Origin of the sequence: Yinghuangia sp. YIM S09857, assembly GCF_051388915.1 — a bacterium.
In the GTDB taxonomy this organism is placed as follows: Bacteria; Actinomycetota; Actinomycetes; order Streptomycetales; family Streptomycetaceae; genus Yinghuangia.
On record NZ_JBPKBH010000001.1, the window covers coordinates 1 to 13,242 of the forward strand.

Genomic DNA, 13,242 nt, shown 5'->3' on the forward strand with positions numbered 1-13,242 from the left:
AGAGTAGGACGCCGCCGGAATTGATTTGTGTGAAGGCCCCCTCCGTTCCGGAGGGGGCCTTCACGCGTTTCCGGGCATTGTCACATGTGTCGGCGGGCGATCCGTGTTCTGTCACGAGCCTGTGCCGGGGGCTGAGTTCGTCGTACCGATGCCGCTATCGTGTACGCATCACGCACGCACCGGTCGGCAGGGAGCAGTGAGCACCGCCGACTGTCTGGGGGGACCTTGGGTGCGGCGTGCGTCTGGGGGGTTTCATCAACATGCGCAGGAGTATGCGTAAGGGCTTCATCGTCATGGCCGGCGGCGTCCTCGCCGTGGGGTTGCTGACCGCGTGTCAGGACGACGAAGAAGGCGGCACCGGCAACGAAGGATTCTCGTTCGGCGACAAGGTCGGCACGGGCGACGACACCGCCGACACCGGTGACGACGCCAAGGGCGATGGTGGCAAAGGCGGTTCGGTCCCCAAGGAACTGGTCGGCGCCTGGCGGACGGGGTCCGGGGCGACGGTCGAGTACCAGGACGCGATCACCGGGAAGTACGCGCCGCCGAGTGGCAGTACGGGCGAGTTGATCATCAAGGCGGACGGGTCGTACACCGACAACGGCTTGTTGCAGACCACGATGTACAACTGCACGACGTCGCTGTTTGTCATGGAGGAGGGCAAGGTCACGGTCTCCGGGGATAAGGCCACCTTCAAGCCCAGCAAGGTGAAGACGTCGATGCAGAACACCTGTAGCGAGAGCAGCAACTTCTACAACCGCGACGGAACGAAGAACACGAAGGTGGACACCTTCGAGCTGACCCAGGACACGAACGGCCCCGTGCTCCGGCTCACCGACGAGGATGGGGCGTCGAGCGACTACCGCCCCGACAAGTAGTCAGGGCGGACACGTCACCCGAGCCGCGGGCCGCCTGCCGGTCCGCGGCTCGTCGCCGTGAGCAGCCACCAGACCATGTCGTACGCCGCCGATCGGTAAACCGCCTCCGCCGATGCAACGTCGTACAGCGTGGCATCGCGAACCCGGGGGCAGTGGCTGACGATGCGGTTCACGACGTGAAGTCGGTTGTCGTACGCGAAGTCCTCGGCACGTCGACGCGCGGCCAACGCGTGATCGGCCTCCGAGCCCCAGGCGACAACGAGGAATGGGGTCGGGGAACGAGACACGTCGCTCCCCATGACGACCTGATGAAGCCGTGCCGGATTGATGGTGACGGCCTCTGCCGCGTGGAGGCGGATGATCCGCCGTCCGGTCGCCGCTACGGGTGATGCCATGCTGGGCGCGCCCTTCGTCGTGTGCCGGACCGAGAATGACTTTCCGTATCCAAACGGTTGCTCATCGCGGTTAGGCTCGTAAGGTGCGGTGGCCTGAAACGTGCACCTTTCAGGCTGGTGGATCTTGGCGAAGGGGGATGTATGCCAAGGGTGTTGGACCCGGCGGACTCGATTGCCGCGCTGTTCGGGGCGCGCGTGAAGCGACTCCGCGAGGCGCGCGGATGGACGCAGGAGGAGCTTGGGGACCAGGTGCGCACGCACAGCACGCGCATCAACCAGATCGAGCGCGCGACGGGCCACCGCCCGACGCTGGACCTGGCCCGCAGGTTGGACGGTGTGCTCGCTGCGGACAAGCTGCTGGTGGAGCTGTGGACGCACCTCTACAAGCAGTCGTTTCCGGACTGGTCCCAGGAGTTCATGAGCTTCGCGGCGCAGGCGACGATGATCCGCGAGTACGCGGCGCACGCAGTTCCGGGCTTGTTGCAGACGGAGGCGTACGCCCGTGCCCTGTTGCGTACGGCGCGGTCGCTGCGGAGTGAGCAGCAACTTGACGAACGGCTCGCGGCACGCATGGGCAGGCAGGAACGTCTTGCAGACGCTGACGGCCCGTCGTTGTGGGTGGTTCTGGACGAGTCGGTACTGCGTCGGCCGGTAGGCGGGGCGAAGATCATGCGGGATCAATTGGAGAGACTGTTGGCCGCGGCGCACGAGCCCCGGATCACGATCCAGGTGCTGCCGTTCGGTTCGGGGGAACACGCGGCCATGGGCGGTTCGTTGACTCTGCTCACGCTTCCCGACACAACTGAGGTCGCCTATAGCGAAGGTGCGGACTACGGGAGGTTGGTCGAGGATCCGCAGGTCCTCAAGGGGTACGCAATGATCTACGATCTCTTGCGAGCGCAGGCCCTACCACCGCACTTGTCCCTACGTGCGATCGAATCCGCAATGGAGGACTCCCCGCATGCCCAGCGAGCGACGTTCGTCCCGGATCCACTGGCGCAAGTCCAGCCACAGCAACGCGGAAGGCGGCAACTGCCTCGAAGTCGCCGGGCGCGGTTTCGGCGTCGTCCCCGTGCGTGACAGCAAGGATGTCGGACGTGGCGAGCTTGCTGTCTCGGCTGCCGCGTGGGGGTCGCTGACCGAGGCCCTCAAACTTCCGTAGCGGTGGCGCATCGGTCCGTTGTTGTGTGCGAATGGCATACGCATGTGTTGGTGATGGAGCACGAACCGACAACACAAGTCGTCTGTGTCCATGATCGAAACGGTGATTGAGGAGACCACCCGTGCAGAACGCCGCTCGTCTCGAACTGCTCGCTCTCGTTTGGCGGAAGTCCAGCTACAGCAATCAGGAAGGCGGCAACTGCCTCGAAGTCGCCGGGCGCGGTTTCGGCGTCGTCCCGGTGCGTGACAGCAAGGATGTCGGGCGGGGGGCGATCGTCGTTTCGGGTGACTCGTGGGTGGTGTTGACGGAGGCCCTTAAGCGGGTCTAGTGGGGGCGCGCCGGGTGCCCTGGGCGGTTGGTTCGGCTGATGAGGTCCTACAGTTGAGGGGAACTCAGGAGGTCGGTTCCGTTGCAGGACGCGCGTGCGCAGTCGCAAGGGGAGGACGGCGAGGGCCCAACGACCGCCGGGGACCCGGGGTTGTTCGGGCCCGGGTCCGTGACGTGGCAGTTGCATGCGGATCCGGCGATGTGGGTGGCCGGGGTGCGGGCGCTGTACTTGCAGGCGTTGCATCCGCGTGCGGTGCGGGGTGTCGTCCAGAACTCGGCGTTCCGGAAGGATCCGTGGGGGCGGTTGTTCCGTACCGCGGACTTTGTGGGTGTCACGACGTACGGGTCGCGCGCCGAGGCCGAGCGGGCCGGGGCGCGGGTGCGGCGGATCCACCAGTTCCTGCGGGCGACCGACCCCGAGACGGGGGAGTCGTACCGGATAGACGAGACGGCGCTGTTGCGGTGGGTGCATTGCGCTGAGGTGGTGTCGTACGCCGAGGTGGTGCGGCGGTCGGGCTTGGCGCTGACCGATGCCGAGGTCGACACCTACCTCGCCGAGCAGCGCGCCTCGGCGGTGCTGGTGGGGTTGGCGCCGGAGGATGTGCCCGTGTCCGCGGCGGCGATGCGCGAGTACTTCGAGGACGTACGTCCCGCCCTCGGGGGGGGGGGGGGGGGGGAAGACGGGTGGGGGGTTCTCCTGTGTCCCCCCCTTCCCCNGTGTCCGCGGCGGCGATGCGCGAGTACTTCGAGGACGTACGTCCCGCCCTCGGGCGGTCGCCGGAGTCCGACGACGTCTGGGACTTCCTCCGGCGCCCGCCCGTGCACCCGGTGCTGTGGCTCGGCCGTGAGCTGTTGTGGCGCCAGGTGTCGGAGCTGGCCTATGGTTCGCTGCCCGCGTGGGCGCACGAGATGTACGGACGCCGCCCGTTGCCGTCCATCGCCGTGACCACCGGCCTGAGACTGATCCGCACAACCTCGCTCGCCGTACTACCGGCAGTCCGCCTCGCGGGCTTCCAGTCACCCCACATCAAGGCCGCCGTGGACCGCCTCGGCCCGGAAGCGGCCCCCACAAGGCCGAGCCTCCTGTCAGGCCTTACTGCGTCGTAGCCGATCGGTGCGCCCGGCCGCGCAGACCGGCCGCGCAGACCGGCTCCTCGGGGGCGGCACTGTCCCAGGTGTGGCCTTGCGCTGTCCATATTCGGCGGCGGGTGACCGCATTCGCGCGATCACCCGCCTCGTTCGCGTGGTCGCTTCGGTGGCGCCGGAGACTCTGTGTGTACTTCGGACCTCCGGAAGGACCCATCGCGCATGTCGAAGGCGGCTTCCCGTCTTGAGACCCAACCGCCCCTGGATTCCGTGTCTGTCATCACCGCTGTGCACGACCAGGCCATCCCGTTCCTTCCCCAGGCGGCCGCGTCGCTTGCCCAGCAGGATGTGCCGATCGACTGGATCGTCTGTTACGACGGAGAACGCCTCCCCGCCGCCCTCGTGGAGATGACGCGGCACTGCAGAGAGTTCTTGCCCGACCTTTTGTTGGTGGCCAGCGGCCGCAGCGCCGGGCCGTCGACGGCACGTACGGTCGCCCTGTCCCGCGTCCGCGCGCCGTGGACCGCCGTGCTCGACGCGGACGACGTCTGGCTGCCCGGCGGCCTCGACCGGTTGGTGGCGACGGCTCGGGCCACCAACAGCGCGTGGTGCGCGGGACTGACGGTCGACCTGCACGAGGAGGGTTCTCGTCAGGAGTTCCCGGACTATCTGCCGACCGGCACGGTGGCTGCCGGCACGGTGTTCGACGTCTACCAGCGGCTGGGGTTCCTGCCGTTCCACGGCTGCGCGGTGGTCTGGGCGACGCCTGTGCTGTGGGAGATGGGCGGCTGGCCCGCGTTGCCCTCCAACGAGGACAGCGGGCTCGTGCTCGCGGCGACCGAGCGCTTCGACGGCGTCTATCAGGGCGAATCGCCGGTCTACGGGTATCGCAAGCACCCCGGTCAGACGACCGCCGCCCTGCGGTACGCGGACCGGGAGGCCATCGCGACCGACCACAATCATGCGTGGATATCGGCCCTTCGCGGCACGGGCACGAGGTGCGGGGCATGCCGGTAGCGCCAAGGTAAGTCGTGCGAACGGCCTTGCGGCACTCGCAGGTGCCTGACCCGGCGTTGCCCGTCGGCTGGTCACGGTGTTGGGGTTGCGGGCTTCATTGCGTGAGTCGTCTCCGGAAGTTCCTTGGTGGGGAGGGGGGTTCGGAGGCCGGGGGCGATTGCGAGGGTTACGGCGATGGAGGCTGCCGCCATGGTGGTCATGGCTGTGGCGGGGGTGGTGTGTTGGGCGAGGGTTCCGGCGAGGGTGGCGCCGAGTGCTTGCATGGTGAGCATGCCTGAGGAGTGGAGGCCCAGTGCCTGGCCGAGGATGGGTTTGGGGGTCAGGGCGATGAGGCGCTCTTGGAGGAGGAGGGTGGCGGCGTAGCCGACGGAGGCGATGGCGATTGCGGCCACGGCGAGCGGGAGCGCGGGCCGGAAGGCGAAGGTGAGGTAGGGGACGGCCAGGAGGAGGCGTGCGGAGGGGCCGAGGCGGCGGCGCCAGTCGGGGGTGAGCAGGCGGCCGGCCGTGAGGTCGCCGACGAGCATGCCGGCGGCCGCGGCGGCGAGGAGGAGTCCGGCGTGGTCGGGGTCGTAGGCGACGAAGACCGCCTCGCAGCCGACGATGAGCCCGTTGGGCACCCACATGGCGATGTAGACGTAGCGGCGGGGGACCGAGCTCCAGAGGATCGTGTTGGTACGCCAGGTCTCGCGCACGGACGGTCGTCCGGCGGTGCGGGGTGCCCGGCGGGCGAGGCCGAGGAGTGCGATCGCGGCAGCGAGGACGTCGAGGGCCGCCGCGGTGAGCAGCGTTCCGCGGGCGGACAGCAGGCCGACCAGCAGGGCGCCGACCGCGAAGCCGACGATCTGGAGGCTGCCGACGCAGATGTTGAGGACCGAGCGCCCGAGCAGGTAGGCGTCGTCCGGGAGGATCTCGGTGAGCAGTCCGAGGCGTACGCCGCCGCCGACCGATGCGGCGAGGCCGAGGACGAGCAGGACCGCGAACGCCGCCCAGATCGGCAGGCCCGGGATCGCGATCACGGCGGTGCCGACGGCGAACGTCGCGGCGATCCCGGCCATGGCGGCGCGCGGCGGCAGCCGGTCCGCGGCCGAGAGCAGGGCCATGGCCCCGATGACCTGGGCGAAGGACGCGCCGAACATGCTGAGTGCGGACAGGAGTGGTGAGCCGGTCGCGTCATAGACGAGCGTGGCCAGCGCCAATGAGCCGATGGTCGTCGCGGCGACCTGGGCGCAGGACGTCGCGAACAGCGGGGTGAACTCCGGGGTGCGGAAGAGTTCGCGGTAGGTGTGCATGGGCCGGAGCATGACCGGGGTCGCGCGGCCGGGCGTAATGTTTCGCCTGGAGGCGAAACATGGGGTTGTGGCTGGTCGATACGGACACGCTGGCGGCGGGCCGATTCGTGGTGTCGCCGCTTGCGGAGACGACCGCGTGTCTCAAGACGCTCGCGGAGGGTACGGCTGCCCATCCGGGCGAGCGCGCGTGGCTGGACGCGTATCTGCCGGGGTTCCGGGAGCGGATGGCGGCGGATCCGGCGGCCGAGCGCCTGTGCGAGGTGGCGTTCGGGCGCTCGTGGATCGCGGACTTTCTGACGCCGTGTCCGACCGGGGAGCCGGGGCTGACGTTTGATCAGGAGGTGTGCCCGGTCCGGGAGACGGCGCCCGAGCAGGCCCGTGCGGACGCGGAGGTGGCGTACGGCCGCCCGCTCCCGCCGGAGCTCGACGGCGTGGACCTGGGCGCCACGGCCGCCGAACTCCTGGGCTGGGTCTGGCAGTCGGCGGTGCTGCCGCACTGGGACGCCCGGCGGCGCGTCCTGGAGGCGGATGTCATCGCGCGGATGGGCGAGTTGAGCCGTGGGGGCTGGGCGGCCGCGCTCGACAACCTGCGTCCGGGCATGCGGTGGCTCGGGGACGGGCGGCTCCAGATCAACACGCACGACTACCCGCCGCGCGAAGTGGCGGGTGCGCAACTGCTGTTCGTGCCGGTTACCCCGCGCCGCGGATGGGTGACGTGGGAGGCTCCTCGGCGGTACGCGATCGTCTACCCCGGCACGGGGGCACTCGCTGACACCTCCTCAGGGCCCGCCGCCCGCGGAGCTCTGGGACGCCTGCTCGGCGAAGCCCGGGCGGCGGTGCTCCTGTTGCTCGACACTCCGAAGAGTACGACGCAGATTGTCGCGCTCAGCGGCCAGCGCCTCGGCTCGGTCGGCGGCCACCTCAAGGTGCTGCGCGAGGCCGGGCTCATCCACCGCCGCCGGAGCGGCCGTTCGGTGCTCTACTACCGAACCGATGTGGGGAATGCGGTGGTTGCGGCTCCGTCGGTTGCAACCCCGCCCGCTTCAACGGCCGCTTCAACGGCCGCTTCAACCCCGCCTCCTGCAACCCCGCCCGCCGCAACCCGGCCCCCTGCCAACCTGCCCGTTGCAACTCCGCCCCTTGCGGAGTAATTGGCTACTGTCCGTGATGCGGGACCGGTCGGGTTGACGGGACGTGGGCAGGCGCCAGCACGCGACGCACGCGACGCACGCGAGGCACGCGACGCACGCGAGGCACGCGAGGCACGCGAGGCACGCGAGGTGCGCGAGGCACGCGAGGTGCGCGAGGTGCGCGAGGTGCGCGAGGTGCGCGAGGCACGCGACGCACCCGACGCACCCGACGCACCCGACGCACCCGACGTGCGCGACGTGAGCGAGACCCGCGCGGTGCGCGAAGCGCGCGAGGAGCGGGTCGGTCCGGGACCGGTGCTCGCCAGAGCGGCACCGCCCTACGCCTTGTCCGCCCCGTCCGGGAACAGCATCGCCGCGACATCCGCGACCTGGTCGCGCAGGCGTTGCCGGGCACCCTGCCGGGACATGGCCAGGTGGTCGACGATGGCGGTCTCCAGCAGTGCGCGCAGGATGCGGGCCACGCGGGTGCGGCCGTACGGGAGTTCGGGGAACATCTCGGCCAGCCACCGCGCGATGCTCGCGTCGAGGGCGATGGTGAGACCGCCGGTCACGCCGCGCGAGAGTTCGTCCCCGCGCATGCCCTCGGTGAGCAGCAGGCGCAGCACCTCGCGTTCCGCCAGCCCGGCCTGCCATAGGCGGGTCATGAGCTCCACGAGCCGTTCGCGGGGCGGGAGTTGGACGTCCACCGGGGGTACCCCGGTGAAGCGGTCCGGGTACGAGCGCTCCTTGACCAGCTCGCGCAGCAGGTCGGCCTTCGACGGGAAGTAGTGGTAGAGCGTCGCGACGTTGAGGTCGCAGGCGGTCGCGAGGTTGCGCATCGAGGTGCCGGCGAAACCCTGCGCGCTCATGAGGGTGAGTGCGGTCCGAAGTATCCGGGCGCGCTGCTGACCGGCTGGGCTCGCGCCGGTACCCGCAGGCGTGCCCGCGCTCGTACCGACCTGCGCGCCCACCGACGCCCCCACCCCCGCCGCGCCCACTGCCACCCCCGCCACCGCGCCCGCGTCCACCTGCGTGGCAACCGGCGCATTCGCGCCCGCAGCCACGCTCCCATCGGCCGACGCAGTCGACGACGCACCCGCGGCCGCACCAAGAGATGCACCCACAGGCGCACCCACAGGCGCACCCGCGGACGCGCCTGCGGAGACCGGGTTGGCGGGTTGACGTTTCATCAGGTGCCACCCTTCCATCAAACGTTCGTTGGGGCCATACTGCTGGGCAACGTCAAGGATCTTGTACTGCGTGATCCTGTGCTCGGTGATCTCGTATTCGGTGATCGTGCAGTCAGCGATCTTGCAGTCAGCGATCTGAACTCCGCGGCCGCAGGCCGGCCGCCGGCGAAGGGAACGGCCCGTGGCGAACGGCTTCTGGGCGCACGCGCAGGAGAACCCCGGAAAACTCGCGCTGGTCGACCCCGGAGGCCGGGAGTGGTCGGCGGGCGAGCTGCTCGCGGCGTCGAACCGCCTGGTGCACGGGCTGCGTTCGGCCGGGATGGCGGCGGGGGACGTGTTCAGCGTCGTCCTGCCCAACGGGGCCGACTACATCGTGGCCTACCTCGCCGCCGCGCAGGCCGGCTTCTACATCGTGCCGGTCAACAACCACCTTGTGGGCGCCGAGCTGGCGTTCATCCTGGAGGACAGCGGCTCGAAGGTGGTCATCGGCCACGAGCGTTTCGCGGACGTCGTGTCCACGGCCGCCGAGGAGGCCAAGCTGCCTCCCGAGGCCCGCTTCGCGATCGGCGAGGTACCGGGCTTCCGGCCGATCGCCGAGTTGACCGACGGGCAGCCCGACACCCTCCCCGAGGACCGCGGCGTCGGCATGCCGATGAACTACACCTCCGGCACCACCGGCCGCCCGCGCGGTGTGCGCCGCCCGTTGCCCTCCGGCTCGCCCGAGGACGCACGGTACGGCGGCACGCTGCTCATCTACGGCCTGCGCCCCGGCGGTGACAACGTCCACCTCGTCGGTTCGCCGCTCTACCACACCGCCGTCCTGCAACACGCCTCGCAGTCGCTGCACATCGGGCACTCGGTCGTCCTGATGGACAAGTGGCTCCCCGAGGAGATGCTGCGCGTCATCGAGCGGCACAAGGTCACCCACACGCACATGGTGCCCACGCAGTTCCACCGCCTCCTGCAACTGCCGGACGACGTCAAGGCGAAGTACGACGTCTCCTCCCTCGCCCATGTCGTGCACAGCGCGGCCCCGTGCCCCGACCACCTCAAGCGCGGAATGATCGACTGGTGGGGCCCGGTCATCGAGGAGTACTACGCCGCCAGCGAGGGCGGCGGCACCTTCTGCACCTCGCAGGAGTGGCTGGAGCGCCCCGGCACCGTCGGCAAGGCGTGGCCGATCAGCGAGGTCGCGGTCTTCGGCGACGACAACGAGAAGCTGCCGCCCGGCGAGGTCGGCACGGTCTACATGCTCATGAAGACCGGGGCGTTCAAGTACCACAAGGACGAGGAGAAGACCCGCAAGGGCCGGATCGGCGACTGGTTCACGGTCGGCGACGTCGGTGTGATGGACGAGGACGGCTACCTGTTCCTGCGGGACCGCAAGATCGACATGATCATCTCGGGCGGGCAGAACATCTACCCCGCCGAGATCGAGGCCGCGCTGCTGCGCCACCCGGCCGTGGGGGACGTGGCGGTGTTCGGCGTACCCGACGACAACTGGGGCGAGTCGGTCAAGGCCGTCGTCGAGCCGGTCGAGGGACGTGAGGCGGGCGACGCGCTCGCCGACGAGCTGACCACCTGGTGCGCGGAGCAACTGGCGAGCTACAAGCGCCCGCGCAGTGTGGACTTCGTCGCGACGATGCCGCGCGACCCGAACGGGAAACTCCAGAAGCGCCGCCTGCGCGACCCGTACTGGGAGGGCCGCGAACGCGCCGTCTGACGCATTGCCCGGAGGCGCCCCCGGACCGCACAAACGCGTATTCCGGGGGCGCCGACCGGAAAGCGATACACCGCCCGGGAAGGCCCGGGTGGTTTATTCGGCGTTCCCCGGAAAGCTATTTCCCAGCCGCTCCCGAATCATTGGCGCAGCGTGCCCGATTATCCGCGCCGGGCACCGGGGATTATGCCGACAAAAACCCCGCCGGGCGTACCGAAAAGGCCGGACCCGGAAACGGGCCCGGCCTTTCGCACTCACGTGCGGCGGAGCCGGGTCGGCGTGCCGACGGCACACGCACGCCGACCCGCCCCCACGCCCGCTGCTACTCCGTGCAGACCGACAGCGCCCAGGGCAGGTCCGGCTTGCCCGTGGGAGTGCGCCGCGTCTCCTCGACCAGCCGCAGCACGCGGGGCACCTTGTACCCCGCGATCTTCGTCCGGCAGTGCTCCTGGATCGCCTCCAGCGTCGGCTCCCGGCCCACGCGCGGCTGCACGACCACCGCGACGGTCTGCCCCCAGCGCTCGTGCGGGACGCCCACCACGATCGCGTCGTACACGTCCGGGTGGTCCTTGACCGCGCCCTCGACCTCCTCCGTGAAGATCTTCTCGCCACCGGAGTTGATGGTCGCCGAGCCCCGGCCGAGCAGCGTGATGAGGCCGTCGCCCTCCAGGCGCGCGTAGTCGCCGGGCACGACGTAGCGCGTGCCGTCGGGTGCGGTGCGGAAGACCTCGGCGCTCTTGACCGGGTCGCCGAGGTACCCCAGCGGGATGTTGCCCTTGCGGCCCAGGCGGCCGATCACGCCCACCGGCAGGGGGTTGAGGTCGTCGTCCAGCACCACCGAGTCGGAGATCGCCTTGATGGTGATGCCGCCGCCGTCGGGCGCGGTCTGGCCCTTCACCGCGACGCCCACGCCGTTCGCGCCGGACTCGGAGGCGCCCACCGCGTCCGAGACCACGACGCCGAGGCGTTCCATGAACGCGTCCTTCAGGCTGGGCGAGAACAGCGCCGCGCTCGACGCCACCGCGAACAGCGAGGACAGGTCGTACGACCCCTCCGCCCCGTCCGCGCGCGGCTCGTCGACCGCCTCGATCAGCGGGCGCGCCATGGCGTCCCCGGTGATCATGATGACGTTGACCTTCTCCTCCTCGACCGCCTTCCACACGCCGTGCGCGTCGAACTTGTCGATCAGGACGATGCGTTGGCCCTTCGACAGGTTGTTCAGCACGCCCCACTGGGTGGCCCCGTGCATCAGCGGCGCGATCGGGAAGAACGTCCCGCTGCCGCCCCGACCCTTCTCGGCCAGCTCCTCGGGGCGTTCGACGCGCTCGCCGTTGGTCGGGTCGATGCCGCCGCCGAGGGCGAAGATGACGTCCTCCTGACGCCACATCACGCCCTTGGGCATGCCCGTCGTGCCGCCGGTGAACAGCAGGTAGATGTCGTCGCCCGAGCGCGGCCCGAAGTCGCGCTCCGGGGTGCCCGAGGCGACGGCCTCCTCGTACGGGACCGCGCCGAGCGGCCCGGTGTCGAGATCGGTGCCGTCCTCGACCACGACCAGGTGGCGCAGCGAGGGGACCTTGGGCGCGACCTCGCCGACCCGGTCGGCGAACTGGCGCTGGAAGACCATGGCGACCGGCTTCGCCTGGTCGAGCAGGTACGCCAGTTCCTCGGCGACGTACCGGAAGTTCACGTTGATGCAGACGCCGCGGATCTTGTAGATCGCGAGCATCGCCTCCGCCCACTCCACGATGTTGTAGGCGTAAACCGCGACATGGTCGCCCGGCGCGACGCCGGCGTCCGCGAGATGGTGGGCGAGGCGATTCGCACGCTCTTCCAATTCGGAGTATGTGCGCCGCTCGCCGTTCGCTACGACTGCCTCGCGGTCGGGGTATTGCTCAACCGCGTGCTCGAAGAGGTCGGCAAGGTTGAATTCCATGGCCGGAGCGTAAGGTGCGAGGGCGCGTGAATTCCATAGTGTGACCGATTTACTGTGCGCCGGGTCTTGTGACTCTCTCGACCGCCCTGCACCCTTGACCGAGACAATGATCGTGTTTCCCGTGCCAAATCGGGACGGGGTCGTACAAGGAGGGGCCTTGGCCGCCAATCCTCATCTTCTGGTCGAACGCCGTGACGGCACGCTCCTGGTCACGCTGAACCGCCCGGAGGCGAAGAACGCGTTCTCCCTGCCGATGCTGGTCGGCCTGTACGACGCGTGGCTGGAGGCCGACGCCGACGACGACATCCACTCGATCGTGCTCACCGGCGCGGGCGGCGTCTTCTGCGCCGGCATGGACCTCAAGGCCCTCGCGGGCGCGGACATGGCCGACGGCGACACCGCCGTCTACCGCGAGCGCATGGCCGCCGACAAGGACCTGCACTGGAAGGCGATGCTCCGCCATCACCGCCCCCGCAAGCCGTTGATCGCCGCGGTCGAGGGCTTCTGCGTCGCGGGCGGCACCGAGATCCTCCAGGGCACCGACATCCGCGTCGCCGGGGACACCGCGGTCTTCGCCATCGCGGAGGTGCAGCGTGGCCTGTTCCCGCTGGGTGGCTCGACAGTCCGCCTCCAGCGCCAGATCGGCTACACCAATGCCATGGAGATGCTCCTGACCGGCCGCCGCTACAGCGCCGAGGAGGCCCGCGAGATCGGCCTCATCGGCCGTGTGGTCCCGGCCGGGACGGCGGTCGACGCGGCCCTGGAGATCGCCGCGATCATCAACGGCAACGGCCCGCTCGCGGTCGAGGCGGTCAAGCGCTCGATCATCGAGACGGCCGACCTGTCCGAGGCCGACGCGCTCAAGCGCGAACTGGAGATCGGCCAGCCGATCTTCGCGACCGCCGACGCGAAGGAGGGTCCGACCGCCTTCGCCCAGAAGCGCAAGCCGGTCTTCCGCCGCGCCTGACACGAACGGCGGGGTTCGGCCCCCGACCCGAACCCCGCCGTCGCCACGGAAGCGGACCCTTACGGCGCCCGCCGCCTCCGCAACGCCGGAGGCACCCCCCGCCGCGTTGCGGGACACTGGAAGCAGCGGCGCCGCGTCCGGCGGCCCG

At 69.8% G+C, this 13,242-nt stretch carries 12 protein-coding genes and 2 pseudogenes; 10 read left to right on the forward strand and 4 right to left on the reverse strand.

Annotation, left to right across the window (positions count from 1 at the left end; genetic code table 11):
- The first annotated feature begins 260 nt into the window (after positions 1–260).
- On the forward strand, positions 261–878 hold the full coding sequence (locus ACRX5S_RS00005) for a hypothetical protein (protein ID WP_436770559.1): 618 nt from the start codon (positions 261–263) through the stop codon (positions 876–878).
- 14 nt (positions 879–892) lie between these two features.
- Here ACRX5S_RS00005 and ACRX5S_RS00010 read toward each other — a convergent pair whose 3' ends face one another.
- The gene (locus ACRX5S_RS00010) at positions 893–1,273 is read right to left on the reverse strand and encodes a hypothetical protein (RefSeq protein ID WP_436770560.1); all 381 of its coding nucleotides are present in this window, start codon (positions 1,271–1,273) and stop codon (positions 893–895) included.
- A 171-nt stretch (positions 1,274–1,444) separates the two neighbouring features.
- Here ACRX5S_RS00010 and ACRX5S_RS00015 point away from each other — a divergent pair, with 171 nt between their 5' ends.
- The 6 genes and pseudogenes from ACRX5S_RS00015 to ACRX5S_RS00040 all read left to right on the forward strand — a co-directional run bounded on the left by ACRX5S_RS00015 (position 1,445) and on the right by ACRX5S_RS00040 (position 4,865).
- Positions 1,445–2,353 (forward strand): helix-turn-helix domain-containing protein, encoded by a 909-nt coding sequence (locus ACRX5S_RS00015; RefSeq protein ID WP_436771118.1) that lies wholly within the window; start codon positions 1,445–1,447, stop codon positions 2,351–2,353.
- Positions 2,325–2,435: pseudogene (locus ACRX5S_RS00020) on the forward strand (DUF397 domain-containing protein); the annotation flags it as partial. The gene ACRX5S_RS00015 and the pseudogene ACRX5S_RS00020, both read left to right, overlap by 29 nt.
- A 121-nt stretch (positions 2,436–2,556) precedes the next feature.
- Positions 2,557–2,763 (forward strand): DUF397 domain-containing protein, encoded by a 207-nt coding sequence (locus tag ACRX5S_RS00025; RefSeq protein WP_436770561.1) that lies wholly within the window; start codon positions 2,557–2,559, stop codon positions 2,761–2,763.
- Positions 2,764–2,961: 198 nt separating this feature from the next.
- A pseudogene (locus ACRX5S_RS00030) lies at positions 2,962–3,444 on the forward strand (oxygenase MpaB family protein); the annotation flags it as partial.
- 50 nt (positions 3,445–3,494) lie between these two features.
- Complete coding sequence (locus ACRX5S_RS00035) at positions 3,495–3,869, forward strand: oxygenase MpaB family protein (RefSeq protein WP_436771119.1); 375 nt, start codon at positions 3,495–3,497, stop codon at positions 3,867–3,869.
- Between the two features lie 249 nt (positions 3,870–4,118).
- Complete coding sequence (locus tag ACRX5S_RS00040; RefSeq protein WP_436770562.1) at positions 4,119–4,865, forward strand: glycosyltransferase; 747 nt, start codon at positions 4,119–4,121, stop codon at positions 4,863–4,865.
- A 71-nt stretch (positions 4,866–4,936) separates the two neighbouring features.
- Here ACRX5S_RS00040 and ACRX5S_RS00045 read toward each other — a convergent pair whose 3' ends face one another.
- Positions 4,937–6,154, reverse strand: a complete 1,218-nt coding sequence (locus ACRX5S_RS00045; RefSeq protein WP_436770563.1) for an MFS transporter — start codon at positions 6,152–6,154, stop codon at positions 4,937–4,939.
- A 59-nt stretch (positions 6,155–6,213) separates the two neighbouring features.
- Between ACRX5S_RS00045 and ACRX5S_RS00050 the strand changes: the two genes are divergently transcribed.
- Positions 6,214–7,305, forward strand: a complete 1,092-nt coding sequence (locus ACRX5S_RS00050) for a DUF5937 family protein (RefSeq protein ID WP_436770564.1) — start codon at positions 6,214–6,216, stop codon at positions 7,303–7,305.
- A 317-nt stretch (positions 7,306–7,622) separates the two neighbouring features.
- On the opposite strand, the gene ACRX5S_RS00055 is transcribed toward ACRX5S_RS00050, so the two are convergent.
- Positions 7,623–8,492 (reverse strand): TetR/AcrR family transcriptional regulator, encoded by an 870-nt coding sequence (locus ACRX5S_RS00055; protein WP_436770565.1) that lies wholly within the window; start codon positions 8,490–8,492, stop codon positions 7,623–7,625.
- Between the two features lie 163 nt (positions 8,493–8,655).
- Here ACRX5S_RS00055 and ACRX5S_RS00060 point away from each other — a divergent pair, with 163 nt between their 5' ends.
- Positions 8,656–10,197, forward strand: coding sequence for an acyl-CoA synthetase (locus ACRX5S_RS00060; protein WP_436770566.1), 1,542 nt, complete (start codon positions 8,656–8,658; stop codon positions 10,195–10,197).
- A gap of 319 nt (positions 10,198–10,516) precedes the next feature.
- On the opposite strand, the gene ACRX5S_RS00065 is transcribed toward ACRX5S_RS00060, so the two are convergent.
- Positions 10,517–12,127: an acyl-CoA synthetase gene (locus ACRX5S_RS00065; protein WP_436770567.1), complete on the reverse strand. Its 1,611-nt coding sequence runs from the start codon at positions 12,125–12,127 to the stop codon at positions 10,517–10,519.
- Positions 12,128–12,284: 157 nt separating this feature from the next.
- Here ACRX5S_RS00065 and ACRX5S_RS00070 point away from each other — a divergent pair, with 157 nt between their 5' ends.
- Positions 12,285–13,094: a crotonase/enoyl-CoA hydratase family protein gene (locus ACRX5S_RS00070; RefSeq protein ID WP_436770568.1), complete on the forward strand. Its 810-nt coding sequence runs from the start codon at positions 12,285–12,287 to the stop codon at positions 13,092–13,094.
- The last annotated feature ends 148 nt before the right edge of the window (positions 13,095–13,242 follow it).

Coding starts and splice junctions, on each gene's coding strand:
- ACRX5S_RS00045 (WP_436770563.1), bottom strand. CDS start 6,154: ATGCACACCTACCGCGAACTCTTCCGCACCCCGGAGTTCACCCCGCTG.
- ACRX5S_RS00010 (WP_436770560.1), bottom strand. CDS start 1,273: ATGGCATCACCCGTAGCGGCGACCGGACGGCGGATCATCCGCCTCCAC.
- ACRX5S_RS00050 (WP_436770564.1), top strand. CDS start 6,214: ATGGGGTTGTGGCTGGTCGATACGGACACGCTGGCGGCGGGCCGATTC.
- ACRX5S_RS00065 (WP_436770567.1), bottom strand. CDS start 12,127: ATGGAATTCAACCTTGCCGACCTCTTCGAGCACGCGGTTGAGCAATAC.
- ACRX5S_RS00035 (WP_436771119.1), top strand. CDS start 3,495: ATGCGCGAGTACTTCGAGGACGTACGTCCCGCCCTCGGGCGGTCGCCG.
- ACRX5S_RS00055 (WP_436770565.1), bottom strand. CDS start 8,492: ATGGAAGGGTGGCACCTGATGAAACGTCAACCCGCCAACCCGGTCTCC.
- ACRX5S_RS00005 (WP_436770559.1), top strand. CDS start 261: ATGCGCAGGAGTATGCGTAAGGGCTTCATCGTCATGGCCGGCGGCGTC.